This window comes from Dactylosporangium sp. NPDC049742, assembly GCF_040674675.1.
Lineage (GTDB): Bacteria > Actinomycetota > Actinomycetes > Mycobacteriales > Micromonosporaceae > Dactylosporangium > Dactylosporangium maewongense.
The window spans coordinates 61,910-87,162 of record NZ_JBFANF010000012.1 but is presented as its reverse complement, the minus strand read 5'-3'; the positions used below and the strand labels follow the sequence as shown (position 1 = coordinate 87,162).

Annotated in this window: 21 protein-coding genes; 17 read left to right on the top strand and 4 right to left on the bottom strand. The window is 73.0% G+C overall.

The genetic code is table 11. From position 1 onward, the window contains the following. The first annotated feature begins 69 nt into the window (after nucleotides 1-69). From AB0J72_RS17550 to AB0J72_RS17535, 4 genes are all read left to right on the top strand, one after another. Nucleotides 70-1,239: a GGDEF domain-containing protein gene (locus AB0J72_RS17550; protein ID WP_363399832.1), complete on the top strand. Its 1,170-nt coding sequence runs from the start codon at nucleotides 70-72 to the stop codon at nucleotides 1,237-1,239. 31 nt (nucleotides 1,240-1,270) lie between these two features. Beyond that, entirely contained in the window at nucleotides 1,271-2,296 is a 1,026-nt protein-coding gene (locus AB0J72_RS17545; RefSeq protein WP_363399830.1) for a M36 family metallopeptidase, read from the top strand. A 57-nt stretch (nucleotides 2,297-2,353) separates the two neighbouring features. Continuing rightward, complete coding sequence (locus AB0J72_RS17540; RefSeq protein WP_363399828.1) at nucleotides 2,354-3,211, top strand: LLM class F420-dependent oxidoreductase; 858 nt, start codon at nucleotides 2,354-2,356, stop codon at nucleotides 3,209-3,211. Nucleotides 3,212-3,296: 85 nt separating this feature from the next. Further along, nucleotides 3,297-4,511 carry a hypothetical protein gene (locus AB0J72_RS17535; protein WP_363399826.1) on the top strand — a complete coding sequence of 405 codons (1,215 nt, stop codon included), beginning with the start codon at nucleotides 3,297-3,299 and terminating at the stop codon, nucleotides 4,509-4,511. On the opposite strand, the gene AB0J72_RS17530 is transcribed toward AB0J72_RS17535, so the two are convergent. Beyond that, on the bottom strand, nucleotides 4,501-5,226 hold the full coding sequence (locus AB0J72_RS17530) for an aminoglycoside phosphotransferase family protein (protein ID WP_363399824.1): 726 nt from the start codon (nucleotides 5,224-5,226) through the stop codon (nucleotides 4,501-4,503). The two genes, AB0J72_RS17535 and AB0J72_RS17530, sit on opposite strands and share 11 nt — an antisense overlap. Nucleotides 5,227-5,357: 131 nt before the next feature. Between AB0J72_RS17530 and AB0J72_RS17525 the strand changes: the two genes are divergently transcribed. Next, the gene (locus AB0J72_RS17525; protein ID WP_360573093.1) at nucleotides 5,358-6,302 is read left to right on the top strand and encodes an NAD-dependent epimerase/dehydratase family protein; all 945 of its coding nucleotides are present in this window, start codon (nucleotides 5,358-5,360) and stop codon (nucleotides 6,300-6,302) included. Here the strand turns inward: AB0J72_RS17525 and AB0J72_RS17520 are convergent. Beyond that, nucleotides 6,262-8,130 carry a polysaccharide biosynthesis protein gene (locus AB0J72_RS17520; protein WP_363399822.1) on the bottom strand — a complete coding sequence of 623 codons (1,869 nt, stop codon included), beginning with the start codon at nucleotides 8,128-8,130 and terminating at the stop codon, nucleotides 6,262-6,264. The two genes, AB0J72_RS17525 and AB0J72_RS17520, sit on opposite strands and share 41 nt — an antisense overlap. Before the next feature lie 150 nt (nucleotides 8,131-8,280). On the opposite strand from AB0J72_RS17520, the gene AB0J72_RS17515 reads away from it, so the two are divergent. Then, nucleotides 8,281-9,714: a polysaccharide biosynthesis tyrosine autokinase gene (locus AB0J72_RS17515; protein WP_363399820.1), complete on the top strand. Its 1,434-nt coding sequence runs from the start codon at nucleotides 8,281-8,283 to the stop codon at nucleotides 9,712-9,714. Here AB0J72_RS17515 and AB0J72_RS17510 read toward each other — a convergent pair. Next, entirely contained in the window at nucleotides 9,671-10,180 is a 510-nt protein-coding gene (locus AB0J72_RS17510) for a low molecular weight phosphatase family protein (RefSeq protein ID WP_363399818.1), read from the bottom strand. The two genes, AB0J72_RS17515 and AB0J72_RS17510, sit on opposite strands and share 44 nt — an antisense overlap. Before the next feature lie 12 nt (nucleotides 10,181-10,192). Here AB0J72_RS17510 and AB0J72_RS17505 point away from each other — a divergent pair, with 12 nt between their 5' ends. The 11 genes from AB0J72_RS17505 (at nucleotide 10,193) to AB0J72_RS17455 (ending at nucleotide 23,443) form a co-directional block, all read left to right on the top strand. Continuing rightward, nucleotides 10,193-11,302 (top strand): aminotransferase class I/II-fold pyridoxal phosphate-dependent enzyme, encoded by a 1,110-nt coding sequence (locus AB0J72_RS17505; protein ID WP_363399816.1) that lies wholly within the window; start codon nucleotides 10,193-10,195, stop codon nucleotides 11,300-11,302. Then, nucleotides 11,299-11,901 carry a sugar transferase gene (locus AB0J72_RS17500; protein ID WP_363399815.1) on the top strand — a complete coding sequence of 201 codons (603 nt, stop codon included), beginning with the start codon at nucleotides 11,299-11,301 and terminating at the stop codon, nucleotides 11,899-11,901. The genes AB0J72_RS17505 and AB0J72_RS17500 overlap by 4 nt, the downstream gene beginning before the upstream one ends. After that, complete coding sequence (locus tag AB0J72_RS17495; protein ID WP_363399814.1) at nucleotides 11,898-12,521, top strand: acetyltransferase; 624 nt, start codon at nucleotides 11,898-11,900, stop codon at nucleotides 12,519-12,521. Before AB0J72_RS17500 ends, AB0J72_RS17495 begins: the two co-directional genes overlap by 4 nt. 8 nt (nucleotides 12,522-12,529) lie before the next feature. Next, nucleotides 12,530-13,684: a glycosyltransferase gene (locus AB0J72_RS17490; RefSeq protein WP_363399812.1), complete on the top strand. Its 1,155-nt coding sequence runs from the start codon at nucleotides 12,530-12,532 to the stop codon at nucleotides 13,682-13,684. Further along, nucleotides 13,681-14,976 (top strand): oligosaccharide flippase family protein, encoded by a 1,296-nt coding sequence (locus AB0J72_RS17485; RefSeq protein WP_363399810.1) that lies wholly within the window; start codon nucleotides 13,681-13,683, stop codon nucleotides 14,974-14,976. The genes AB0J72_RS17490 and AB0J72_RS17485 overlap by 4 nt, the downstream gene beginning before the upstream one ends. After that, on the top strand, nucleotides 14,966-16,159 hold the full coding sequence (locus AB0J72_RS17480) for a hypothetical protein (protein WP_363399809.1): 1,194 nt from the start codon (nucleotides 14,966-14,968) through the stop codon (nucleotides 16,157-16,159). Before AB0J72_RS17485 ends, AB0J72_RS17480 begins: the two co-directional genes overlap by 11 nt. Continuing rightward, nucleotides 16,144-17,364 carry a glycosyltransferase family 4 protein gene (locus AB0J72_RS17475; RefSeq protein WP_363399807.1) on the top strand — a complete coding sequence of 407 codons (1,221 nt, stop codon included), beginning with the start codon at nucleotides 16,144-16,146 and terminating at the stop codon, nucleotides 17,362-17,364. The genes AB0J72_RS17480 and AB0J72_RS17475 overlap by 16 nt, the downstream gene beginning before the upstream one ends. Then, nucleotides 17,345-19,153, top strand: coding sequence for a DUF4012 domain-containing protein (locus AB0J72_RS17470; RefSeq protein ID WP_363399805.1), 1,809 nt, complete (start codon nucleotides 17,345-17,347; stop codon nucleotides 19,151-19,153). Before AB0J72_RS17475 ends, AB0J72_RS17470 begins: the two co-directional genes overlap by 20 nt. 211 nt (nucleotides 19,154-19,364) lie before the next feature. Beyond that, the gene (locus AB0J72_RS17465; protein WP_363399803.1) at nucleotides 19,365-19,982 is read left to right on the top strand and encodes a hypothetical protein; all 618 of its coding nucleotides are present in this window, start codon (nucleotides 19,365-19,367) and stop codon (nucleotides 19,980-19,982) included. 96 nt (nucleotides 19,983-20,078) lie between these two features. Beyond that, on the top strand, nucleotides 20,079-21,341 hold the full coding sequence (locus AB0J72_RS17460) for a nucleotide sugar dehydrogenase (protein ID WP_363399801.1): 1,263 nt from the start codon (nucleotides 20,079-20,081) through the stop codon (nucleotides 21,339-21,341). A 47-nt stretch (nucleotides 21,342-21,388) separates the two neighbouring features. Continuing rightward, the gene (locus AB0J72_RS17455; protein WP_363399799.1) at nucleotides 21,389-23,443 is read left to right on the top strand and encodes a hypothetical protein; all 2,055 of its coding nucleotides are present in this window, start codon (nucleotides 21,389-21,391) and stop codon (nucleotides 23,441-23,443) included. Between the two features lie 581 nt (nucleotides 23,444-24,024). Here AB0J72_RS17455 and AB0J72_RS17450 read toward each other — a convergent pair. After that, complete coding sequence (locus AB0J72_RS17450; RefSeq protein ID WP_363399797.1) at nucleotides 24,025-25,098, bottom strand: LCP family protein; 1,074 nt, start codon at nucleotides 25,096-25,098, stop codon at nucleotides 24,025-24,027. Between the last annotated feature and the right edge of the window lie 155 nt (nucleotides 25,099-25,253).

Here is a 25,253-nt window from a genome sequence, read left to right as displayed (position 1 = left end):
AGCCCCGGGTACTGAAGAATCTCCGGCACAAAACTCGAAGGTCGGCGCGTGCGTGCCGATAGCCATGCCATGCGGAAGGTCGGGAAGCTCGGGTGGCGCTGGCCGCGGGTGCTGGCGCTCGCGATCGTGCTGCTCGGCGGGGTCACGTTCGCCAACGTGTACCTGCACGGCAGGAGCCAGTCCCAGGAGGCCACCCGGTCGCGCCTCAGCGAGCTCAACATGCTGCTGCACGAGGAGAGCTCGCTGCAGTGGAAGACCGTCGCCGACCGCAACACGCCCGTGACGGTCGCCCGCGAGCTCGGCGAGATCCGCAGCCGCGAGCGCGCCATCGTCGAAGCGCTCGGCGACCTCGACGCCGCCACGGTGCAGCAGCTGGAGGACAGCGTCAGCGCGTACCACGCCGTGCTGGACACCGAGCTCGGCATGCTCGGCGTCGGCAAGATCGCCGAGGCGCGGGCGCTGGAGAAGCGGCAGACCGAGCCGCAGTTCGGCCGGCTGAACGCCCAGCTGCGCAGCCTCGAGCAGCAGGCGGCCGACGCCGCCGCGCTGGCCAACACCGTCGCCGACCTGTCGCTCGCCGTCGCCATGACCCTCGCCGTCACCGCGATCGGCTTGCTGCTCTACCGCTTCGAGCGCGAGCACCGCCTCACCACCAAGGCCAACGAGGAGATGCTGGAGCAGCAGCAGATCGCCCTCGACACGCTCGCCGAGCACGAGGCGCTGATCCGCCACCAGGCGTCCCACGACCCGCTGACCGGCCTGCCGAACCGCCGCATGCTCACCGAACTGCTGGAGGGCGGCGACTGCGCCGACCAGGCGCTGCTCCTGGTCGACCTGGACAACTTCAAGCCCGTCAACGACGAGCTCGGCCACGCCGCGGGCGACGACCTCCTCATCGGCGTCGCCGGCCGGCTGCTCGCCGCGGTCCGCGGCGACGACACCGTGGTCCGCCTCGGCGGCGACGAGTTCGCGATCGTCATCGCCGGCGGCGACGCGAGCGTCGCGGTCCGCGTCGCCGAGCGCATCGTCGCCACCGTCGGCGAGCCGTTCGAGATCGCCGGCACCGAGGTCCGCGTCGGCGCCAGCGTGGGCGTCGCGATCAGCGGCGGCGGCCGCGACGGCGGCCAGCTGCTCCGCGACGCCGACATGGCGATGTATCAGGTGAAGCAGGGCACCAAGGGCGGCTTCGCCGTCTACAAGGAGCCGGCCGTCCGGCTGGTCCACCAGGCCGTCCGGTAACGCGCACGGGGCCTCCTCCGCTCCTTCGCGCATGAAGGAAAGGATCCTCGCACTGACCGCGGCGGTGGCCACGGTCGTGTCCGTCGGGGCGGCCGGACCGGCGCACGCCACGCCGACCGGCGAATCGGCGACCGCGACCGTGTTCTACCCCAACCCGGTGCAGGCCCTCGGACTGCAGAGCCTGGTCGATGCGAAGGACGCCGACAGCCCGGCGTTCGCAGCGGCCTACCGTCAGGTCACGCTCACCGACCTCGACGGCACCGGCAAGCTGTCCGGCCGGTACGTGGTCGTGAAGAGCTCCACCGGCAAGGCGGCCCTCGCCGTCGACGGCGCGTTCCCCGCCTGGCATCGCGACGCCGACCAGTTCGAGCAGGTGATGGCCTACTACTGGGTGACCACCGCGCAGCGGTACCTGCAGCATCTGGGCTTCGGCTCGGCGCTCAGGCCGGTCAACCAGCGCCGGATCGAGGTCCGCATCGACCAGTACGGCGGCGACAACTCGTTCTTCCGCGAAGACAAGGCCAACATCACCCTCGGCAAGGGCGGGGTCGACGACGCGGAGGACGCCGAGGTCATCGTGCACGAGTACGGCCACTCGGTGCAGGACGGCCAGGTGCCCGGATTCGGCACGACCCTGGAGTCGGGCGCGATCGGTGAGGCGTTCGGCGACTACCTGGCCGTGGCCGTCAGCAGCTGGGCGACCGGGGCGCCTGCCCGCACCCCGGAGGCATGCGTGGCGGACTGGGACTCCGTCTCCTACACCAGCACCGTGCCGCACTGCCTGCGCCGGCTCGACGGCACCAAGCACTACCCGGAGAGCGTCGTCGGCGAGGTCCACGCCGACGGCGAGATCTGGTCCCGCGCCCTGTGGGACATCCGGGCCGCGCTCGGTGACACCAGAGCCAGCACCCTGATCGTGGAGGCGCAGTTCGCCTTCGCGGTCGACACCACGTTCGCGGCGGCTGCCCAGGCCACCGTGGACGCGGCGCAACGCCTCTACGGCACCCAGGCCGCCCAGGCGACCCGGGCCGCGTTCGTCGCGCGCGGACTGTTGTAGGGGGTTTCATGTCCCGGATCGCCGCAACCCCGGCGATCCGGGACAATGATTGACCCCATGAAGCTGGGGCTGCACTACTGGAACTTCTCGACACCCGCCGACCCGGCGGCCATCGCGCCGACGCTGAAGGAGACGGCCCTCATCGCCGAGCAGGCGGGGGTCGCGTCCTTCACGGTCATGGACCACTACTTCCAGATGGACGGCATGGCACCCGCCGAGGAGCCGATGCTGGAGGGCTACACGACGCTGGGCTACCTCGCGGCCCTCACCGAGCGCATGACGCTGGGCCTGCTGGTGACGGGCGTGATGTACCGCCACCCGGGCCTCCTGGCGAAGATCGTCACCACGCTGGACGTGCTGTCGGCGGGCCGGGCCCGGCTCGGGATCGGCGCCTCCTGGTACGAGCGCGAGCAGCACGGCCTGGGCGTGCCCGTCGTGCCGGTGGCGGAGCGCTTCGAGCGCCTCGAGGAGACGCTGCGGATCTGCCTGCAGATGTGGAGCGACGACAACGGCGCCTTCGAGGGCACCCACTACCGGCTGACGGAGACGCTCAACTCCCCGCCGCCGCTCGGCCGCGCCCGCCCGATGATCATGATCGGTGGCGGTGGCGAGAAGAAGACGCTGCGCCTGGTCGCGAAGTACGCCGACGCCTGCAACCTCTTCGGCTCCACGCCGGACGACGTCGCCGCGAAGCTCGACGTCCTGCGCGCCCACTGCGACACCGAGGGCCGCGACTACGCCGAGATCGTCAAGACCGTGCTGATCACCCGCCCTCCGCTGGAGGACCCGGACGCCTGGCTCCGCGACGTCGAGGCCTACGGCCGCCTCGGCGTCACCGAGGTCATGACGATGCCCGACCGCCACCCGGTCGAGTTCGCCACCACCCTCGCCAGGGAGATCCTCCCGCGGCTGTAAACGGCTCTGAAGCAGAGACCGTGATCGCTATGCTGGCCCCGTCCGCCCCGGAACATCCCGGGGCGGCGACGGGGAGGAACGACACTTGCATCGCATCAGCAGAGTGCTGCCGTACGCGGCGGCGCTGTCGGTCGGGCTCGCCACGGTGGTGGTCGGGGCCGCGCCCGCGTCCGCCGCGCAGACGTCTTTGACGCCCACCACCTGGGCCTACACCGAGGCGCAGCAGCCGCGGACCGCGTTCGTCAACACCGCGGGCGACCTGCCGGTCGGCACCACCACCGGCCCGGACGGTGTCACCCACACCAGGCGCTCGTACTTCACCTACGACCTCACCGGGTTCAAGGGCAACAGCATCAGCGGCGCAAGTCTTTCGGCGCTCATCACACCCGACGCCGCCTGCGCCGGCCCTGTCACGCTCGAGCTCTGGCGCACCGGGAAACTCAACCGGACGCCGACCTGGCGCAACGCGCCGGCGGAGCTGGAGCTCGTGCGGCAGTGGACGCGCGGGTGTGACGGGTGGTTCGTGGACACGGTCATCACCGATGTCATCACGGCGGCGAGAGCCCGCGGTGACCGGTCCGTCACCTTCGAGCTGCGGGTGGTGCAGGCCGACGAGGGGGCGGCCGGATCGGGGTTCCTCATCGGCAGGCCGCAGACGCTGGTCTCGCACAACGCGATCCCGGTCGTGCGCGACCCGGGGCTGGCCCGCGACGGCCGCTGCGGCACGCTTGAACGGCCCCGGCCGGCCAACCTCGGCGCCGAAGTCGCGGTGACCGTGACCGACGCCGACCCGCTCGACTTCAGGTCGGTCGTCTTCGCCTGGTGGCCGGTCGACGCCCCGGAACAGCGCCACGTGGTGCCCGCCGGCAACGATGGCCGGGTCTACCTCATGCTGAACGGCCTCGCCGAGGGCACCGTGGTCGCCTGGGCCGCTCAGGCCTACGACTACACGGACTACTCGGCCTGGTCGAAGACCTGCTACCTGAAGATCGACCTGACCCCGCCGGCGACCACGGTGCTGGTCAGCTCGACCGACTTCCCGCAGGACGGCGAGCCGCACGGCGAGCTGTACGTGCCGGGCACCTTTACGCTGGACGCGCAGGGCAACCGGGACGTCATCGGGTTCATGTACATCAGCGGCAGCGGCGCCCGGAACTACGTGTACCTCGACCAGCCGGGTGGCTCGGCCACCGTCAGCTACGCGCCGTCTGACTATTACCCGGTGTTCGAGGCCGCGCCGATCGACATGGCCGGCAACGAGGGCACCTCGACGTACTACGAGTTCATGGTCAACTACTAGTGAGCAGGGCGATGTCGCGCAGGTAGTGGTCGAGGTCGCCGCGGGCGATGTGGGCGGCGAACGCCTCGTTGCCGGCGGCGGCCTCGGCGCGCATGTAGTCGGTGAGGGCGCGCAGGCGGGGCGCGACGGAGGCGAGCGTGGCCTCGCGCAGCGCGGGGTCGGCGCCGTAGGCGTCGAAGAACAGGTCGAGGCGCTCGGCGGTGCGTTCGCCGGCGGCGGAGCCGAGCGGGACGAAGCGGTAGACCGCGTACGCCAGGTCCCACGAGCGCGGGCCGGGGGCCGCGACGTCGAAGTCGATCAGGCCGATGGCGTGGTCGCCGTCGTAGACGCAGTTGTACGGGGCGGCGTCGTTGTGGCAGATCACCTCGACGGGCTCGCGGGCCGGCAGCTGCCATCCGTCGCGCCAGCTCGCGGCGACGTCGGCGGTCGCGTCGTGGTAGGCCCGCAGCAGCCGGGCGGCGCTGGTCAGGGCGGGGTCGCCGGCGACGGCGGGGGTCCACGGGTCGTGGCCGACGTCGCCGGGCAGGTAGCTGAAGACGTCGCGGCCCAGCGGGTCGGTGCCGAAGGAGCGGGGCGCGCCGGTGAAGCCGCGGGTCTGCAGGTGCTCGAAAAGCTGATGGATCCGCGGACTCCAGGCGCCGGCCGGGCGCCGGACCGTCGCGCCGACCCGGACGACCTGGTTGACGCCACCGCCGGCGAGCTGCTGTTCGGTCATGCCCACCAACGTCTCACGGATCTTCGGGATTCGCAGACCTCGATGCTGTCCGAAAGGACTGGTTCATCCGCAAAAGAGGTGACCTCGTCCGTGGCGTCACCTGACCCGTGCGGCCGCCGTTGCACCCGTTGATGAGAGTTCTGGTCACCGGCGGCGCGGGGTTCATCGGGGGAAACCTGTGCCGGGAGCTGGTCACCCACCCTGCCGTGCACGAGGTCGTGGCGTTCGACGACCTGAGCACCGGCAGTGAGGGCAACCTCGACGGCGTCGGCGCGACGCTGGTCACCGGCAGCATCCTGGACCGGCCCGCGATCGACGACGCGGTCGAGCGGGCCGACGTCGTCATCCACCTGGCCGCCCGGCCGTCGGTGCCGCGGTCCGTCGCGGACCCGCTACGCAGCCACCTGGTCAACGCCACCGGCACCATGCACGTGCTGGAGGCCTGCCGGCGCGGCGGCACGCCGATCATCACGGCGTCCTCGTCCTCGGTGTACGGGCCGACGAAGGTCCTGCCGAAGCACGAGGAGCTGCCGACCCGCCCGCAGAGCCCGTACGCGGCGAGCAAGCTCGCGGCCGAGTCGTCGGTGCTGGCCTACGGCGCCACCTACGGCCTGCCGGTGCTCGCGTTGCGGTTCTTCAACGTGTACGGGCCGCTGCAGTCGGTCGGTCACGCCTACGCCGCGGTCATCCCGACGTTCGCCGACGCGGCGCTGCGCGGGCAGCCGCTGCACGTCCACGGCGACGGGCGGCAGACGCGGGACTTCACGTTCGTCGGGTCGGTGGCGCGGCTGCTCACCGACGCCGCCGTGCGCCGGGTGACCAGCCCGACCCCGGTGAACCTGGCGTTCGGCACCCGCACGTCGCTGGTCGACCTGATCGACAAGATCCGCGGGCTGGTCGACCGGCCGGTCGAGGTGGTCTTCGACCCCGCCCGGCCCGGCGACGTGCGCGACTCGCAGGCGGAGTCGTCCCGGCTGCGGGAGCTCTTCCCCGGCCACGGGCCGGTCCCGCTCGACCAGGGCCTCGCCGAGACCGTCAGCTGGTACGAGCGGCAGATAGCGTCGGCACCGCGATAGGCGCCGCGGGCGCCTTCGAAGACACCGCGGGCGCCGCGGAAGGAGCCGCGGGCAGCGCGGCGGGATCGGCGAACGGCACCAGGCACAGGTCGGCGAGCTGGCCGACCAGGGCCGCCGGCGACGACCGCACGTCCAGCGCGAGGGCCAGCGACGGGTCGAGCGGCGGCACCGAGACGTGCGAGATGAGCGGGTGCAGCGGCCGCAGGTCGATCTCGCCGGCGCCGAAGAGCTCCTCGTGCAGCTTCTCGCCGTGCCGCAGGCCGGTGTAGACGAAGTCGACCGGCCGCTCGGCCTGCGCGGCGAGCTGGTGCGCCAGGTCGTCGATCCGCACCGGGGTGCCCATGTCCAGCACGAGCGCCTCGCCGCCGGCGCCCAGCGCGGCGGCCTGGATCACCAGCTGCACGGCCTCCTGGACCGTCATCATGAAGCGGGTCACGTCCGGGTCGGTGACGGTGACGGGCCCACCGGCGGCGATCTGCGCCTGGAAGGCGGTGACGACCGAGCCGCGGCTGCCGAGCACGTTGCCGAACCGGACGTTGAGGAACGTGCCGGCCGCGACGGTCGAGCGGTGCGCGGTGAGCCGCTCGGTGATCCGCTTCGTGTAGCCCAGGACGCTGATCGGGTTGGCGGCCTTGTCGGTGGAGATGTTCACGAAGCGCTCGACCCCCACCGCGGCGGCCGCCGACAGGACGTTGAGCGTGCCGAGGACGTTGGTCTGCAACGCCTCGGCCGGGTGCCGCTCCAGCAGCGTGAGGTGCTTGAGCGCGGCGGCGTGGAACACCACCTCCGGCCGGCGCTCGGCGAAGACCGCGGCGATGGAGTCGGCGTCGCGCAGGTCGGCGAGGATCAGCTCGGGGCTGTCCAGCAGGGCCCGGCCGTGGATCGACAGCTGCACCGCGTGCAGCGCCGACTCGTCGCGGTCGAGCATCATCAGCTCGGCCGGGCCGAAGCGGTGCAGCTGCCGGCACAGCTCGGAGCCGATCGAGCCGCCGGCGCCGGTCACGAGGACCCGCCGGCCGGCCAGGTAGTCGCCGATCGCGGCCAGGTCGGTGTCGATCTGGCGGCGGCCGAGCAGGTCCGACAGCTGCACGTCGCGGATCTCCGCGACGCCCACGGGCCCGTCGAGGCTCTCGTCGATGGACGGCAGGATCTTGAGGTCGCGGCGCGCGGCGGTCGTCACGGCCCGGACGTCGCGCAGCAGCGCGCCGTCGTCGGCCCGGATGGCGAAGATGACGACCTCGGCGCCGGTCCGCGCGATCGCGGCGGCGAGCGACGCCCGCCCGCCGAGCACGGCGACGCCCTCGACGCGCAGGTTCTGCTTGGCCGGGTCGTCGTCGACGATGCCGACCGGCCGGTAGCGGCAGTGCGGGTCGTGCGCCATCGAGCGCAGCAGCCGGTGACCGGCGGCGCCCGCGCCGTAGACGAGCACCGGCACGGCCTGCGCGGAGGGGGCGACCCGCAGCCGCCGCTCGCGCCGCAGGCGGCCGGCCGCGCGGCCGGTGACCATCGCCAGCAGGGTGGCCATCGCGCCGACCCCGGCGACCGCCGCCGGGGCCACCCCGGCGACCCACAGCAGCCCGCCGGTCGCGGCGACGGCGAGCGCGAGCGCCCGCAGCTCGGGCAGCGTCCCGTGGCCGTAGCGGCGCCGGTACAGGTGGACCGGCCACGCGATCGCCGTGTGCGCCGCGGCGGCCAGGACGATCGCGGCGCCCGCGGTGAGCAGCGACGGCCGGTCCGGCCCGATCGTGATCGCCAGCGCGAGGCCGCCGGCCCAGGCGCAGAGGTCGGCGGGCCAGTCCGCGGGCCCGGAGGGCCTGTGGTCGTCCATCGGTTCCCCCTTCGACACGGCGACCATTCTTCACGATTTGGCAGATGAGATCCCGGTAAAACCGGATAGGGGAAATTAGACCGTTTCACCTCTTGCGTCATGACAACATGTCACTCTTCGTGAAGAAGCGAACACGGGAGGTCATGGCGTATGGAGCTGCGCGACTATGTCAGCGCGGTCCGGAAACGCTGGTGGCTGGTGGCCACGACCGCCTGCCTGGCCCTGGTCGCCGCGGTCGTGATCACCGCGCGCACCGCGCCGACGTATGCCGCCTCGGTGACGTTCTTCGTCAGCACCCCGAGCAGCGGCGTGACCGACGCCTACCAGGGCGGCCTGTTCTCGCAGCAGCGCGCCCGGTCCTACGTCAACCTCGTCACCAGCGACCGCCTCGCCCGCGCCGTCGCCGCGGACCCGGGTGTCGGCCTGGACGCCGACGGGGTCAAGGCGCGCATCAGCGCGCGCACCGTGCCCGACACCGTGCTGCTGGACATCACCGTCCTGGACACCCGCAGCGACCGCGCCCTGCGCATCGCCGAGTCCGTCGCGACGCAGTTCGCCGCCCTCGTCGCGGTCCTGGAGACCCCGCCGGGCGGCGACAGCCCGACCGTCCGCGTCGACGTGGTGACCGGCCCCCGCGTCGGCACCGACCCCGTCTCGCCGCAGCCCGCCCGCAACTTCGCCGTCGCGCTGCTGATGGGGCTGCTCGTCGGCGCCGCCGGCGCCGTCCTGCGGGAGATCCTGGACAGCAGCGTCCGCTCCGCGACCGCGCTGCGGCAGGCCGGCGGCAAGGCCGTGCTCGCCACCGTGCCGCTGGACCCGCGGGCCCGCCAGGAGCCGCTCCTGCTGGAGGACGCCACCTGGTCGCCGCGCGGCGAGGCGATGCGTCACCTGCGCACCAACCTGCAGTTCGTCGACCCCGACCGGCGGGCCCGCTGCATCGTCGTGACCAGCGCGCTGCCCGACGAGGGCAAGTCGACGATCGCCTGCAACCTCGCGATCGTCCTCGCCGAGAACGGGCACCGGGTCCTGCTGATCGACGCGGACGTGCGGCGGCCGAAGCTGGCCGAGTACCTCGACCTGGAGGGCGCCGTCGGCCTCACCAACGTGCTCGTCGGCCAGGTCGACCTGGACACCGCCGCGCAGCCGTGGGGCGACCGCGACCTGTGGGTGCTCGCCAGCGGCTCGATCCCGCCCAACCCGAGCGAGCTGCTCGGCTCGCAGCAGATGGCCCGGCTGCTCGCCACCGCCGGCGAGGACTACGACTACGTCGTCGTCGACACCTCGCCGCTGCTCGTCGTCACCGACGCCGCGGTCGTGGCCAGCCGCGCCGACGGCGCCGTGCTGGTCACCCGGGCCGGCAAGACCACCGTCACCCAGGTGCGCTCCGCGGTCCTCGCCATCGACGCGGTCTCGGCCCGGCTCTTCGGCTGCGTGCTCAACGGCGCGAAGTCCGGCGGCGACGACGCCTACTCCTACGCCTACTACGGCACCCGGGCCGGCGTGCCGCTGCTGAGGGCCGCCGCCGGCAAGCCGGCGCCGGTCACCCGGGATCTCGACGCGGCCGGCCGGCCAGGAGGGCGATGATGTCCGAGATCGTCCCGGCGCAGACGCGGAACCCCTCGACCGGGCCGCCGAACGGATCGGGCAGGTCGTCGTCGAGCGGTGAGCCCGCCCGCAGCCGCCCCCGCACCCGGGCGATGTCGCGCAGCGTCGTCGGCTCCGGCGGCAGCGCCGCCAGGTACCGGCCGAACTGGCGCAGCGTGAACGTCCGCGCCGCCGTCGCCGGGGCGAGGGTCACGCAGTGCGCCCGCTCCGCCCGCGTCGCGGTCAGCACCAGGTCGGCGCCGGCCAGCAGCACGGCGTCGACGCGCCGGCTGGCGAAGCCCGCGGCGTCCGCGCCCCGCTCCAGCAGCACCGCCTTCGCCTCCGGCGGCATGTCCAGACCAGGCATCGCGTGCGTGCCGGCGCTCGCGGCGTCCAGGCCACCGGCCCGGGCCAGCCGCTCGGCCATGGCCGAACGGCACAGGTTGGCCCGGCAGACGAACAGCATGGAAAGCCCCCGATGAACTCACGCATCTTCCTGTCCGCGCCCGACATCTCGGGCACCGAGGAGCGCTACCTCGTCAACGCCCTACGCTCCGGTTGGGTCGCGCCCGTCGGGCCGGATCTCGACGCGTTCGAGGCCGAGGTCGCCCAGCGGTGCGGCACCGCGCACGCCGTCGGCGTCAGCTCCGGCACCGCCGCGCTGCACCTGGCGCTGCTCGCGATGGGCGTCGGGCCGGGCGACACGGTGATCGTGCCGACGCTGACCTTCGCGGCCACCGCCAACGCCGTCGTCTACACCGGCGCCGAGCCCGTCTTCGTCGACAGCGAGCCCGACACCGGCAACATCGACGCCGCCCTCGCCGAGCGGGCCGTCGCCGACCTGCGCCGGGAGGGCCGGCGCGTCACCGCGGTCGTCCCGGTGGATCTCTTCGGCGCCTGCGCCGACTACGAGTCACTCCAGCAATTGGACGTACCGCTGCTGGAGGACGCGGCCGAAGCCCTCGGCGCGACCCGGGACGGGCGGCCGGCGGGGTCCTTCGGGCGGGCCGCGGCGCTGTCGTTCAACGGCAACAAGATCATCACCACGTCCGGCGGCGGGATGCTCGTCACCGACGACGCGGCGCTCGCCGAGCGCTGCCGCTACCTGTCCACCCAGGCCCGGCAGCCGGTGCCGCACTACGAGCACGCCGACGTCGGGTACAACTACCGGCTCAGCAACCTGCTCGCCGCGGTCGGCCGCGCCCAGCTGTCCCGCCTCGACGGGATGCTCGCGCGGCGGCGGCAGCTGCGGGAGCGCTACGCCAAGACCTTCGCCGGCGTGCCCGGGGTGCGGATCGTCGGCGACGGCGAGCACGGATCCAACTGCTGGCTGACCGTCGTCGCGGTCGAGGAGCGCGAGTCCGGCTGGTCCGCCGAGGCGCTCGGCGAGCATCTCGCCGGGCACGACATCGAGACGCGGCCGGTGTGGAAGCCGATGCACCGGCAGCCGGTGTACCGCCAGGCCCGCAGCTGGCTGACCGGCGCCGCCGACCACCTCTTCGCGACCGGCCTGGCGCTGCCCAGCGGCTCGCAGCTCGGCGACGCCGCCCAGCGGCGCGTCTTCGACGCGATCGACGAGTTCCTGTGAACCGCGCCCTGGACCTCGCCGGCGCCGCCGCCGCCACGGTCGTCCTCGCCCCGGTCCTCGCCGCCACCGCCGTCTTCGTCCGCTGCACGATGGGGTCGCCGGTGCTGTTCCGGCAGGAGCGGACCGGCCTGCACGGGCGGCCGTTCACGTTCGTCAAGTTCCGCACGATGCGCCCGTCCCCGCGCGGCTTCGACCCGGGCAGCGACGCGGAGCGGCTCACCGCCGCCGGCCGCTTCCTGCGCGCCACCAGCCTCGACGAGCTGCCCGCGCTGTGGAACGTCCTGCGCGGCGACATGAGCCTCGTCGGCCCGCGCCCGCTGCCGGTGGCGTACCTCGGCCGGTACACCGAACAGGAGGCGCACCGGCACGACGTGCGGCCCGGCATCACCGGCCTGGCCCAGGTCCTCGGCCGCAACAACCTCACGTGGGAGCAGAAGTTCGCCCACGACCTGCACTACGTGCGGGCCCGGTCGCTGCGGATGGACCTGCGGATCCTGGCCGCGACGGTCCGCACGGTCGTGCGCCGCGACGGCGTCACCGCGGCCGGCTCCGCGACCAACCACGAGCTGCGCGCCGTGCCGGAAGGGCGGCAGGCATGAGGAACGGTCTCGTCATCGTCGGCATCGGCGGCCACGGCCGGGAGATCCTGACCATCGCCCGGGCCGCCGGCATGCCCGTGCGCGGGTTCGTCGACGACAGCCCCACCCAGCGCAACCTCGACCGGGTGACCGCGCTCGGCGTGCCGTTCCTCGGCCCCAGCACCCGGCTCGGCGACGAGCGCCCCTCGATCGGCTACGTGATCGGCATCGGCGACCCGCGGATCCGGGCCCGCCTCGACGAGCAGCTGCAACTGCACGGCCTCGCCGCTGCCACCCTGATCCACCCGGCCGCGACGATCGGGCCGGACGCGTGCCTCGGCGAGGGGTTCGTCGCGTTCGCCGGCGCCCGCGTCACCACCGACGTGCGCATCGGCCGGCACGTGCACCTCAACCAGAACTGCACCGTCGGCCACGACACCGAGCTCGCCGACTTCGTCCAGGTCAACCCCCTGGCCGCGATCTCCGGCGACTGCCGGATCGGGTCCAAGGTGCTGATCGGCACGACCGCCTGCGTGCTGCAGGGGCTGCGGGTCGGCGAGGGCGCCACCGTCGGCGCGGGCGCGTGCGTCACCCGCGACGTCGGGCCGAAGGCGATCGTGAAGGGGGTTCCGGCGCGGTGAAGGTCGCGATGATCATCAAGACGGACGACGGCGGCCGGTGGACCGTGCCGCAGCTCGACGAGCTGCGCCGGCGCGGCCACGAGGTCGTCGCCGTGCTGCCGCCCGGCAGCGAGGGGCAGCTGCGCAAGGCGCTGCACGACCGGGGGATCGACGTCGTGCAGTCCGCGTTCGACTTCCGGTTCCGCCCCACGCCGGCCACCGCCGCCGGGCTGCTGCGGCTGCGCGGGCAGCTCCGCGCGCTCGCCCCGGACGTGCTGCACTACCACCTGTACGCGTCCGCGCTCGCCGCCCGGATCGCCAGCCTCGGCCTGCCCGCCCGGCGCGTGCACATGGTGCCCGGCCCGCTCTTCCTCGAGTCGCCGCTGATCCGCACCGTCGAGCGGGTCCTGTGCCGCCGCGACGAGGTCGTCATCAGCGGCAGCCGGCACACCGCGACCCTCTACCGCGCCATCGGCATGCCGGACTCGCGGGTCGTGCCGGTCCACTACGGCACCGACGTCGAGCACTTCTCGCCGCCGTCGGCCGCCTACCGGGCCGCGTGCCGGGACGCGTTCGGCCTCGCCGGCACGACGTTCACCGCCTGCATGGTCGCCTACGTGTACCCGCCGAAGCGGCTCACCCACCGCGGCCGCGGCATCAAGGGCCACGACATCCTGCTCACCGCGTGGCGGCGCTTCCGCCGCGACGTCCCCGACGCCAGGCTGATCCTGCTCGGCGGCGGGTTCGACGCCGCCGGCGAGGCCTACCGGCAGCAGCTCATGCGCCGCTTCGGCGTCACCGGGGAGCGGGGCCGCGGCGGCGTCGACTGGCACGAGTCCACGCTCGACGTCCGCGACTGCTACGCCGCCGCCGACGTCAGCGTCAGCCCATCGCTGTCGGAGAACCACGGCGCCGCCCGCGAGGCCGGCGCGATGGGCGTGCCGAGCATCGTGTCCGACGCCGGTGCCCTGCCCGAGACCGTCGACCCGTCGTCCGGCTGGCTGGTGCCCCGCGACGACGTCGACGCGCTCGTCGCCGCGCTGCACGAGGCGCACGCGGAGTTCCGCGCCGGCACCCTGCGCCACCGCGGGGCGCTGAGCCGGGAGCTGGTGGTCGACCGGTTCGCCGAGGGGCCGGCCGCCGCGGCCGTCGCCGACGTGCTGGAACGGGTCGTCCGAAGATGACACAGCTGCGGTCACCGAAGACGCCCGTCCGCCATGCCGCCCCGTCGAAGCGCCGGCCGTCCTTCGCCGGCAACGTCGGCTGGGGGGTGGTCGGCAACGCCGGCTACGCCCTGTGCCAGTGGCTGGTCCTGGTCGTCGTCGCCCGGCTCGGCACCGAGTCCATGGTCGGCGACTACGCCCTCGGCCTCGCCGTCGGCGCCCCGGTGGTGCTGCTGGCGAACCTGTCGCTGCGCACCGTCCTGGTCACCGACACCTTCCACGAGCACCCGTTCCGCCGGTACCTGCGGGTCCGGCTCGCCGGGATGGCCGCCGCGACGGCCGCGATCGGCGTCGCCGTGTGGGCCTTCGACCTGCCGCCGGCGGTCGTCGTCCTCGTCGGCCTGGCCAAGGCATTCGACGGCGTCGGCGACATCTACCTCGGCCTGCTGCAGCGCCACCACGACCAGCGGGGCATCGCCGTCGCGCAGCTCGCCAACGGCGCGCTCACCATCGCGCTCACCGGCGTCCTGCTCGCCGCGACCGGCAGCGTCGCCTGGGCCGCCGCCGGCTCCGCGATGGGCTCGCTGATCGCCTGGCTCGGCTTCTGCGCGCCGCTCGCCTCCCGGCTGCTGGACGCCACGGCCAAAGCGAACCTGAAGGCCGGCCCGCCGAAGCGGCACACGCACCGGTCCAGCCCGCCCGGGCCGGGGGCGCTCGTGTGGACGGCGCTGCCGCTCGGCCTCGCCTCCGGGATCACCTCCCTGACCGCCAACGTCCCCCGGTACGCGCTGCAGGACCGCCTCGGCGCGGCCGCCCTCGGCGCGTTCGCCGCCGCCGGCTACCTCGTCCTCACCGGCAACCTGCTCGTCTCCGCCGTCGCGCAGACCCTCCTGCCGCGCCTCGTCGAGCTGCGCGCCGCCGGCGCCCGGGAGCGGTTCGCCGCGCTCGTGCGGCAGTCGCTCATCGGCATCACCGTCGCCGGGGTCGCCGCCGTCTGGGCCGCGGAGCTCTTCGGCGCCAAGGTGCTGCGCGCCGTCTACGGCGAGGAGTACGCCGACGAGGCCGGCACCCTCACCGTCCTCACCATCGCCACCGCCGTCGCCGCGAGCTGCTTCGTGCTCGACGCGGCCCTGTCCGCGGTGCGCCGCTTCACCGGTCAGCTCGCCGTGAACGCCGCCGTCCTCGCCGCCACGGTCCTCGCCGCGTTCGTGCTCGTGCCCCGCTACGGCATCGCCGGCGCGGCCTGGGCGACCGTCGCGGCCGCCGCCGTTCACGCCGGCCTCAAGTGGGAGCTGCTGCGGCGTGACCTTTGATCCCTGGTACGCGGTGCTGCTCGCCGGGCTGGTGATCCCGGTGCTGCTGCTCGTCGGCGGGGTCCGCGACATCCTCGCCTACGTCGCCGCGTACTTCTTCCTCTTCGGCTTCGGGCCCGTCGTCAGCTACCTGCTCGGCGGGGCGATCTACTTCGGCACCAACACCGCCCTGATCGGCCGGGCGGCGCTGGGCCTGCTGCTCGCGTTCGCCGGGGTCCTGGCCGCCGGCCTGCTGGTGCGCCAGCGTGCCGACATCGCCGCGCCCGCGACCACCCACCGCTTCCCGCTGCTGCCCGTCGTCCTCGCCCTGCTCACGCTCTACGCGACGACCGTCCTCGTGCTCGGCGGCACCAGCTTCCTCGCCGGCACCAAGCTCGACCGCATCGACGTCGCCGGGCCCGGCCACTACGACTACCTGCTGTTCGAGATGTTCGCCTGCGCGCTGTACTACATGGCCGACGGCAGCGGCGCCGGGCGCTTCACGTACCGGCTGAACTTCGCCGTCTACGTCCTCTACTGCCTCAGCACCGGCGAGCGCGACTTCGTCTTCGTGATCTTCAGCCTGATCCTGCACCGCGAGCTGACCCGCGGCAGCTCGTTCGCCCGGCCGGTCGGCTACGGCGCGCTGCTGCTGGCCGGCGCGACCATGATCTTCAGCCTCCGCGGCGACGGCCCCGCCGGCACCAGCCAGGTGCTCAACCAGGGCTCGGTGCTCTTCGTCGACACGTGGGTGATGACGCACGTGCCGTCGGTCGAGCCGTTCGCGCGCGGCGCCACCTACCTGCACGCGCTCGTCAACCTGCTGCCCGGGCACGCGCAGCCGGCGCTGTCGCAGTGGCTCGTCGACCGGTACGCGCCCGGCAGCGCCTCCGGGTACGGCTTCTCCCTCACCGGCGAGGCGTACCTCAACTTCGGGCTGTGGGGGATCCCGGCGCTGTTCGCCGGGCTCACCGCCGTGCACCGGCTGCTGATCAACCGGCTCGACCGGGCGCCGGTCTACGCGTACGCCAGCGTCCTCTTCAACGTCGCGTGGATGTACGGCTTCCGCGGCGAGAGCGGCAGCCTGCTCAAGACCTGCGTGTACGGGCTGCTGTTCTACGGCGCGCTCCGCCTGGTCTCGGTCCGGGTGGAAGAACCGACCAGTGAGGAACCGGAGGCGGTGCCCGCATGCGTCTCGTCGTGAGCTGTGAGCAGCGGTACGCCCGCACCCCCGACGGGCGGGTGTGGAGCACGACCGGTGCCGCGTACGACTTCTGGCAGCGCTACCTCGACGTCTTCGACGAGGTCCGGATCGTGGCCCGGGTCGCCGAGCGCGGCGGGCGCCCGCCGGACGCCGAGCGCGTCGACGGCGACCACGTCACCGTGCACCCGGTGCCCTACTACGTCGGCCCGCTGCAGTACCTGCGGCGCCTGCGCGCGGTGCGGGCCGCCGTCAGCAACGCCGTCGAGCCCGGCGACGCCGTCCTGCTGCGGGTGCCGTCCGCGATCGGGACGCTGCTGCACCGCGCGCTGCGCCGTTCGAGCCGGCCGTTCGGGCTCGAGGTCGTCGGCGACCCTTACGACGTGTTCGCGCCTGGCGCGATCCGCCACCCGCTGCGCCCGCTGCTGCGCGCCTGGTTCACCGCCCGGCTGCGGGCGCAGTGCCGCAGCGCCGTCGCCGTCGCCTACGTCACCGAGCGGGCGCTGCAGTCGCGGTACCCGGCCGCGGCCGGCGCGGTGACCGCCGCGTACTCCAGCATCCAGCTCGACGAGGCCGCGTTCGTCGACAAGCCCCGGGTGGAGGGCTCGCCCAAGGTCGCGGTCCGGCTGGTCTCCGTCGGCTCGCTCGAGCAGCCGTACAAGGGGATCGACACCCTCATCGAGGCGCTGCCGCTGCTGGTGAAGGCCGGCCTGGAGGCGCACCTGGTGCACCTCGGCGACGGCCGCTGCCGCCGCGACCTGGAGCGGCTCGTGCGGGAGCGGCGCCTCGGCGGGCGGGTCGCGTTCGCCGGCGCGGTCCCGCCCGGCGCGGCGGTGCGGCTGTTCCTCGACGACGCCGACCTCTTCGTGCTGCCGTCGCGCACCGAGGGGCTGCCCCGGGCGCTGATCGAGGCGATGGCCCGGGCGCTGCCCGCCGTCGGCACCACCGTCGGCGGCACCCCCGAGCTGCTCGAGCGCACGCACCTGGTGCCGCCCGACGACCCCGTCGCCCTCGCCTACGCGATCACCGCGCTGGTCGCCGACCCGGGGGCGCTCGCCGCCGCGTCGGCGCGCAACCTCGCCCGGGCACGCAACTACGCCGCCGACACCCTCGGCCGGCGCCGCGCCGACTTCTACCGCGCGCTGCGCGTCATCACCCAGCCAGAGAAGGTCAAGGAGGTCGTCGGCGGTGCACGGCAGCTCGACTGAGATCACCGGTGCTTCTGCCCACCTGCGTTCGCTGTTGCGGACCCGGCGGCGCAAGGTGGTGCTCGCCGTCGCCGTCGTGCTGCTGCTCCTCGCCGGCGCCGGGGTGCGGCTGTTGGTCGTCGCCGAGTCCGCCGCCGGGCACCTGCAGCGCGCCGCCACCCTGGTCGGCTCGCTGGAGACCGCGCTGCGCGCCGGTGACCTCGCCGCCGCCCGGCGCACCACCGCCGACCTGCGCCGCCAGACGGCGGAGGCCCGGTCCGACACCTCTGGCCTGACGTGGGGCGTGGGCCGGTCGGCGCCGATGGCCGGCGACGACCTGACGGCGGTCGCGGCCGTCGCCCGGATCGTCGACGACCTCGCCACCCGCGTGCTCCCGCCGATGCTGGACGTCGCGGGCGGGCTGCAGTCGACGCTCGCCGGCCGGGACGGCCTCGCGGCGGTGACCGGTGCCGCGCCCCGGCTCGCGGCGGCGGATTCGCTGGTACGGGCCGCGCAGGCCCGGCTCGCCGGGCTCGACCGTGGCGGGCTGGACGCGCGGGTCCGCACCGCCGTGCAGCGCCTCGACGACGCGCTGCGCCGGGTGGCGCCGCTGCTCGCGCCGGCCGCCCGCGCCGCGAAGCTGCTGCCCGCGATGCTCGGCGCCACCGCGCCCCGGACCTACCTGGTGCTCTTCCAGAACCTCGCCGAGGTGCGGGCCACCGGCGGGATGCCGGGCGCGTTCGTGGTGCTGCGGGTCGACCAGGGCGCGATCACCATCGCGCGGCAGGGCGCCGCCGCCACCGACATCCGCGAGTTCCCCGCGCCCGTCCTGGCGCTGGACGCCGACCAGGAGGACCTGCACACCGACCGGCTCGGCCGGTTCCCCGCCGACGTGAACCTCACCCCGGACTTCCCGACCGCGGCGGCCCTGTACCGCGAGATGTACCGGCTGCGCTCCGGCCAGACCGTCGACGGTGTCCTCGCGACGGACCCGGTCGCGCTCGCCTACCTGCTGCAGGCGACGGGACCGGTCGACGTCGCCGGCGGCCCCCCGCTCACCGCGCCGACCGCGGTCCGGCGGCTGCTGTCGGAGGTGTACCTGACGATCGCGGACCAGAAGTCGCAGGACGCCTTCTTCGCCGACGCCGCCAAGGCGGTCTTCGACAAGCTGACGGGCGCCCTGACGGACCCCTCGAAGCTGGTGCCGGCCCTGCGGAAGGCCGCGGACGAGCGGCGGCTCCTCGCGTGGAGCGCGCACCCCGAGGAGCAGGCCGAGATCGCCGCGACCGTCTTCGCCGGCACGCTGCCCGCCGACGACGGCGCCCGGCCGACGGTCGGGGTGTTCCTCAACGACGGCACCGGCGCGAAGCTCGGCTACTACCTGACCCGCGAGGCGGAGCTGAGCGCCGGGGAGTGCCTGGAGGACGGCTCGCGGCACCTGCGGCTCACCGTGAAGCTCGGCTCGACGGCGCCGGGGAGCGGGCTGCCGCGCAGCGTGCTGGGGCTCGGGCTGGCCGGCGACTACACGGTCCGCACCAACGTCATGGTGTACCTGCCGACCGGCGGCGCGCCCGTGGACGCCACGCAGGACGGCGCGCCCGTCGACTACGGCAGCGGCTTCGAGCTGGGCCGGACCGTGGCGGTCTTCACCGTCGACCTGAAGCCCGGGCAGAGCAGCACGCTCGCGCTGAACCTCATCACGGGCCCGCTGCCGTCGCCGTCGGCCGCGTTCACGCCGCGGCTCGTCACGACCCCGGGCATCGCCCCGTGGACGCTTCGGTTGCAATCCGCGCCGAGATGCGGCAAATGATGAAAAATGCCCATATCGGGGTGATGTGAAGTCTACGGTGAAATTTATGCGACCCCGAACAAGATCCGCACTGACCGCCCTCGCGGGGGCAATCGTCGCGGCGGCAGTGCTGGGAGCACCGACCGCCGCCCACGCCGAACCCGGCGGTGGAGCAGCGGCCGCTGCTGCCTATCCGGCTCCCGAGCCGGTCCTCAGGGTGAGCTCGGCCTCTGTGAGCACCGGTGGCGTGGTCCGCATCGCGGGGAAGCGGTTCCTTCCCGGCGAGCCGATCTCGATCCGCGTCCAGTACCGCGTCACCCGGCACTCCGGCGGCTTCGACGGCCCGTTCCCGGCCCGGGTGAGCGGCGACCGCCGCACGGACGACGACGGCAGGTTCGAGGCGAACGTCCGGCTCACCTCGCCGGGCTACGCCACCATCAAGGTCACCGGCAAGAAGTCCAAGCAGACGGCGACCGTGACCGTGCGGGTGCTCGCCTGGCGCGGCAACTACAGCTTCGGTGGCGACGACTTCTTCGCCGGCACGCCGCTCGGCAACGGCGTGCGCAACAACGGCGGGGGCGACAAGTGGGACGGCGGCGACCGGCCGGCCGGCTTCTTCGGCCCGTTCTTCGGCGGCTGGAGCCCGTTCCGGCTGTCGGCCAACGAGACCAGCCTGACCGACTCGTCCTCGACGGCCTCGTCGACCGGCGCGGCCACCGAGTCCGCCGACCTCGCCGCCGGCGACACGCAGCATCGCGGCGCCCCGGGCGCCGACCTGCTGGTGGGCCTGCTCGGCCTCACCGCACTGGCCGGCAGCGGCCTCATCATGCGCCGCCGGCGCGCCTCCTGACACCGACACCAACCAACACCACCAACTCGCATCTGCGTTCGACCCGTCGGCCTGGTTTCGGCCGGCGGGTCGAGTGTTCCCACCCTTAGGATGATCATGGGCAAAACAGTCATCATCGGGCAGGGCTACGTCGGCCTGCCGCTCGCCATCCGAGCGGTCGAGGCGGGCGACGACGTCGTCGGGCTCGACGTCGACACCGACCGGGTCAAGTCCCTCGGTGCCGGCATCTCCTTCGTCGAGGACGTCCCGGACGACCTGCTCACGTGGGCGCTGGAGACCGGCCGGTACCACCCGACCGAGGACTACGCGGACGCCGCCGGCTTCGACACGTGCGCGATCACCGTGCCGACCCCCCTCACCGACGGCGTGCCCGACATCAGCCACATCGAACAGGCCGCGCTGCAGCTCGCCCCGCACCTGCGGCCCGGCTGCACGGTCATCCTCGAGTCCACCACCTACCCCGGCACCACCGAGACCGTCCTGCGGCCGCTGCTGGAGCACGCCTCCGGGCTCAGCGCGCCCGACGACTTCTTCCTCGGCTACAGCCCCGAACGCATCGACCCGGGCAACCCCACCTGGCACCTGGACAACACCCCGAAGCTCGTGTCCGGCATCGACGAGGCGTCCCTGGCCGCCACGGCGCGCTTCTACCAGCGCTTCGTGCAGCGGCTCGTGCCCGTCTCCGCGCCGCGGACGGCCGAGCTGACGAAGCTCTTCGAGAACACCTTCCGCCACATCAACATCGCGCTGGTCAACGAGCTCGCCATCGTCGCCAACCAGCTCGGCGTCGACGTCCGCGAGGCGATCGGCGCGGCCGCGACCAAACCGTTCGGGTTCATGGCGTTCGACCCCGGCCCCGGCGTCGGCGGGCACTGCCTGCCGATCGACCCGTCGTACCTGTCGTGGCAGGTCAAGCGCGAGGTCGGGCAGCGCTTCCGGTTCATCGAGCTGGCCAACGACGTCAACGAGGGCATGCCCCGCTACGTCGTGCAGCGCCTCGCCGCCGGCCTCAACGACCGGTACAAGCCGATCAGGGGCAGCCGGATCCTGTTGCTGGGCCTGGCGTACAAGAGCAACGTCGGCGACCTGCGCGAGTCACCGGCCCGCGCCGTCGCCGAGCTGCTCGTCGCGCAGGGCGCCGAGGTGCACGCCGTCGAGCCGCACGCGGCGCAGCGCGACACCGGCAACGTCAGCGGCGTGACGCTGGTCGACCTGACCCCGGCCGAGCTGGCCGCCGCCGACGCCGTCGTGCTGCTCACCGACCACGACGACTTCGACTACGACATGGTCGAGCGGCACGCGAGCTACATCTTCGACACCCGGGCCCGCTGCCACGGCGCGGCGGTCGAACGCCTCTAGGTTTCTCACCCTGCGGCGGCGCCGCGGTCGTCGGGTAGCTTGGCCCGGTGATCGTGGTGCCGCTGCTCACATTCGTGGCCGTCGCGTACCTGTGCCTGCGGCTCGGGGGCGGCGTGCGGCTCGCGCTGCTGCGGGCCGCCGTCCTCACCGGCGGCGCCGCCTGCCTGGCCGTCGAGGCGCTGTCGTCGTTGCACGCCCTGCACCGGCCCGCTGTCATCGTGGCCTGGCTGCTCGCCCTCACGGTGCTGTCCGCCTGCTGCTTCTGGCTTGTCCGCCGCTCCGGGTCTTTTGGTCTCCCCGGGTTTGTCGGGCGCTCCGGGCCGGCTGGTTTCTTCCGGTTTATCAGGCGCTCCGCGCCCGCTAAACCGGAAATATCAGCATTCGCCACTTCGTGGCGCTCCGTCCGGGGCCGGTGGGCCGGTCTCGCGCGGGTCGAGCGGCTCATCGTCGGCGTGCTCGGCGGGCTCTTCCTGCTCGACCTGGTCGTCGCGCTCGTCGCTCCACCCAACAACTTCGACTCGCAGACCTACCACCTGCCGAAGATCGAGCACTGGGTGCAGCAGGGCGACGTCGGCTTCTACCCGACGATCATCGACCGGCAGCTCGCGATGGCGCCGGGCGCGGAGTACCTGCTGCTGCACCTGCGCCTGCTCACCGGCGGCGACGGCTACTACAACCTGGTCCAGCTCGCCGCCGGGGTCGGCGTCGTCCTCGCCGCGTCCCGCATCGCCGGCCAGCTCGGCGGCGGCACCCGGGCACAGCTGATCACCGCGCTCATCGTCGGCACCACCCCGATGGTCGTGCTGGAGGCGACCAGCACCCAGACCGACCTCGTGGTCGCGCTGTGGGTCTCCTGCGTCGCCACCTTCACCCTCGACGGCCTGCGGGCCCGCACCGGCGCGCTCGACACCCTGCTCATCGGCACCGCCGCCGGGCTGACCCTGCTGACGAAGGCGACCGGCCTGCTCGGCGCCGGGCTGCTGCTCCTCGTCTGGGTCGGCGCGCAGCTGCGCCTGCGGTGGTGGCGCGGCCTCGTCGCGGCCCTGGCCACGGGCGCGCTGATGCTGCTGCTCGCGGGTCCGTCGCTGCTACGGGTACAGCAGACCTACGACAACCCGCTCGGCCCGGCGCACCTGCGCGAGTCGATCTCCATGCAGCGGCACGACCCGGCCTCGGTCCTCGTGAACGGCCTGCGCATCGCGGAGACCGCGCTCCAGACCCCGATCGGCCCGCTCAACGACGCGTTGGCCGCCGGCATCATCGGGATCGCCGGCATCCTCGGCGTCGACCCGCAGGCCCGGGACATCACGTACTGGAACGAGAAATATCCGTACATGTCGTGGCCGCCGGACGAGGACCGCGTGTCGCTGCCGGCCCAGGGCGCACTGATCCTGCTCGGCGCGCTGCTCCTGGCCTTCCGCAAGGGAACCAGGCTCTACGCGGCGGTCTTCTGGCTGGCGCTGCTCGCGTACGTCGTCACCGTGAAATGGCAGCCGTGGGGCAACCGGCTCATCGTCTTCCTGCTCGTCCTCGGCGCCCCGCTCGCCGGCCTCTGGATCGCGAGCCTCACCAGCCGCGCGGAGCTTTCCGGCCGCTCGGAGCTTGCTGGCCGCGCCGGGCTTGCTGCCCGCGCGGGGCTTTCCGGCCGCCGGCTCGCGACCTGGGCGACGACCGGCGCGCTCGCGGCCGGGGTCGCGGCGGCCGGGTTCGCGGTCGCGTACGGCTGGCCCCGCCGCCTCGTCGGTGACGGATCGATCTTCACAACCTCCCAGATGGACCAGCGCTTCATCCGCGAGCCGCAGTGGCAGCGCGACTACGAGTGGGCCGCCGCCGCGGTCCGCGCGTCGGGCGCCCGCCGGGTCGGCCTCGCACAGGGCTACAACTCCTGGGAGTACCCCTGGTGGATCCTGCTCCCCGGCGTCGAGCTCGTGTCCGTGCAGTCTCTCCAGCCGAACCTCCCCGCCGCCCCGAACACCACCATCGACGCCATGCTCTGCGTCAAACCAGTCCGTCCCTGCGAGTTCTACACCTCACCCACCTGGCAAAACACCGAGGTCCACCACCAGGGCGACGTCGCCTACGTCATCGTCCGCCACCAATAAGCCCACCGTCCCCAGCCACCTCGATCGAAGTCCATCCCCGGCCACCATGACAACCAGACGGATCCTTGGATCACCCATGCTGCTGAACACCGGGCCGGTGGAGGCGGCAGCGGTGGATGCGGTCTTCGGCCCAGGACGTCCCCTCACGGGCAACGCGGACCTCCGACCGGCTTGATCGAAGGACAGTTCTGGCGGTCAGGACGACCGGTTCCGTCCTTGGATCACCACGCTGACGGGCACCAGGCCGAGCGGGGTGGCCCACCCGCCGGTCGGCGCGGGGCTGCACGGGCGCGGGTCGGCCGGCCCTGGGCCTCCGCTGCGGTGCAACCGCTGGCGCCTGGTCTCGTTCGGTCGGTGCCGGGCTGGCGTGATCCAAGGACGGTTCCGGTCGTCATGACGACCAGTTCGGTCCTTGGATCACCATGCTGCTGGAACCCGGGACGGTGGATGGCGGAGCTGCGGCAGCGGTGGCGCTGTCCGCCTCAACCGGATCGGCGGCGCTGCCCGCCTCAAGACCGGAGTGGCGGTGTTGGCCGTCTCAAACCGGGTCGGCCGTGGACGGTCCGGTGAGGGAGTGAGCGTCAGCTGCTGGAGCTGACGATGCTCGGGTTGGCGGCGACGAACGTCGGCACGGTCTTGGTGCGTACGGCGCTCAGCAGGTCCAAGGTGGTCTGGTCGAGGGCCTCGGCGCCGGGGTTCTCCGGGGAGGCGTGGAAGCCGCCGTCGTTGGTCTTCAACGTCAGCATGCGGTCGCCGTCGATGTTGCGCATCGCGAAGATCCAGTCGTCGAGGCCGATGCTGCCGGTGTCGATGGTCATGGCGCGGCCGATGACCTCGAGGACCTTGTTGAGGGTGCCCGGGTTGCCGATGACCTCTTTGCTGGCGATCTTCTTCAGCAGGGCCTTGATGAACTGCTGCTGGTGGCGCTGGCGGTCGTAGTCGCTCTTCGGGAGGGTCTCGCGCTGGCGGACGAAGTCGAGCGCCTCCCAGGCGGCCAGGTGCTGGTAGCCCACCTCGTACACCTTCGGCGTGACGCCCTTGATCGGGATCAGGATGGTGCCGCCGTTGGGGTCGTCCTTCTGCTCGAACGGGACCTTCGTGTTGCCCTTGGCGTCGTGGCCGATGTGGACGGAGACGGTGCGCTGGTCGACGTACATGTCGACGCCGCCGAGGACCCGCACGACGTCCTGGAAGCCGACGAAGTCGACGATCGCCGCCGCGTCGAACGTGACGCCCCAGTTCTGCTTGATCGTGGCGGCGAGCAGCGTCGTGCCGTGCTTGCGCGCGTCCTTGCCGGTGAGGCCGTAGCCGCCCTCGGCGAACGCGCCGTTGATCTTCGACTTGCCGCCGTTGTAGGTGCGCTTGCCGTTGCTGTACCTCGGGATCGCGACCCACGTGTCACGCGGGATGGAGATCAGGAACGCCATGTCGTGGCTGGCCGGGATGTGCAGGATCAGGATCGAGTCGGAGCGGATCGGCTCCGTCGGGTCCTGGTTGGGCCGCGGGTCGATGCCGATCAGCAGGATGTTCTTCGCGCCGTTGACCGACGCGTGCTTGCCCTGGTCCGACGGCAGCAGGTCTTCCTTGTTGACGCTGCGGGTCGCGTAACCGAAGACGGCGTCCTTGAGCACGAACGTCGTCCCAGAGACGATCATCAGTAGCGCACCGGCGATCACGAGGATCCGAGCCCACAGTGGATCCCGCCGGCCGCGACCCTTCCGCCGCGCCACGCCTTTCGCCAACTCCCGCCACTCCCCGTATTCGGCAATCACCTTCCGTCATGAAGGCCGGCCCCGGAAGCCTTCTGCAC

Excerpts from the sequence above, each read along its gene's own strand:
- AB0J72_RS17525 (WP_360573093.1), top strand. The coding sequence starts at position 5,358 with ATGAGAGTTCTGGTCACCGGCGGCGCGGGGTTCATCGGGGGAAACCTG.
- AB0J72_RS17460 (WP_363399801.1), top strand. The coding sequence starts at position 20,079 with ATGGGCAAAACAGTCATCATCGGGCAGGGCTACGTCGGCCTGCCGCTC.
- AB0J72_RS17530 (WP_363399824.1), bottom strand. The coding sequence starts at position 5,226 with ATGACCGAACAGCAGCTCGCCGGCGGTGGCGTCAACCAGGTCGTCCGG.
- AB0J72_RS17485 (WP_363399810.1), top strand. The coding sequence starts at position 13,681 with ATGACACAGCTGCGGTCACCGAAGACGCCCGTCCGCCATGCCGCCCCG.
- AB0J72_RS17515 (WP_363399820.1), top strand. The coding sequence starts at position 8,281 with ATGGAGCTGCGCGACTATGTCAGCGCGGTCCGGAAACGCTGGTGGCTG.
- AB0J72_RS17540 (WP_363399828.1), top strand. The coding sequence starts at position 2,354 with ATGAAGCTGGGGCTGCACTACTGGAACTTCTCGACACCCGCCGACCCG.
- AB0J72_RS17495 (WP_363399814.1), top strand. The coding sequence starts at position 11,898 with ATGAGGAACGGTCTCGTCATCGTCGGCATCGGCGGCCACGGCCGGGAG.
- AB0J72_RS17450 (WP_363399797.1), bottom strand. The coding sequence starts at position 25,098 with ATGATCGTCTCTGGGACGACGTTCGTGCTCAAGGACGCCGTCTTCGGT.
- AB0J72_RS17550 (WP_363399832.1), top strand. The coding sequence starts at position 70 with ATGCGGAAGGTCGGGAAGCTCGGGTGGCGCTGGCCGCGGGTGCTGGCG.
- AB0J72_RS17520 (WP_363399822.1), bottom strand. The coding sequence starts at position 8,130 with ATGGACGACCACAGGCCCTCCGGGCCCGCGGACTGGCCCGCCGACCTC.
- AB0J72_RS17545 (WP_363399830.1), top strand. The coding sequence starts at position 1,271 with ATGAAGGAAAGGATCCTCGCACTGACCGCGGCGGTGGCCACGGTCGTG.
- AB0J72_RS17505 (WP_363399816.1), top strand. The coding sequence starts at position 10,193 with ATGAACTCACGCATCTTCCTGTCCGCGCCCGACATCTCGGGCACCGAG.
- AB0J72_RS17490 (WP_363399812.1), top strand. The coding sequence starts at position 12,530 with ATGATCATCAAGACGGACGACGGCGGCCGGTGGACCGTGCCGCAGCTC.
- AB0J72_RS17510 (WP_363399818.1), bottom strand. The coding sequence starts at position 10,180 with ATGCTGTTCGTCTGCCGGGCCAACCTGTGCCGTTCGGCCATGGCCGAG.
- AB0J72_RS17475 (WP_363399807.1), top strand. The coding sequence starts at position 16,144 with ATGCGTCTCGTCGTGAGCTGTGAGCAGCGGTACGCCCGCACCCCCGAC.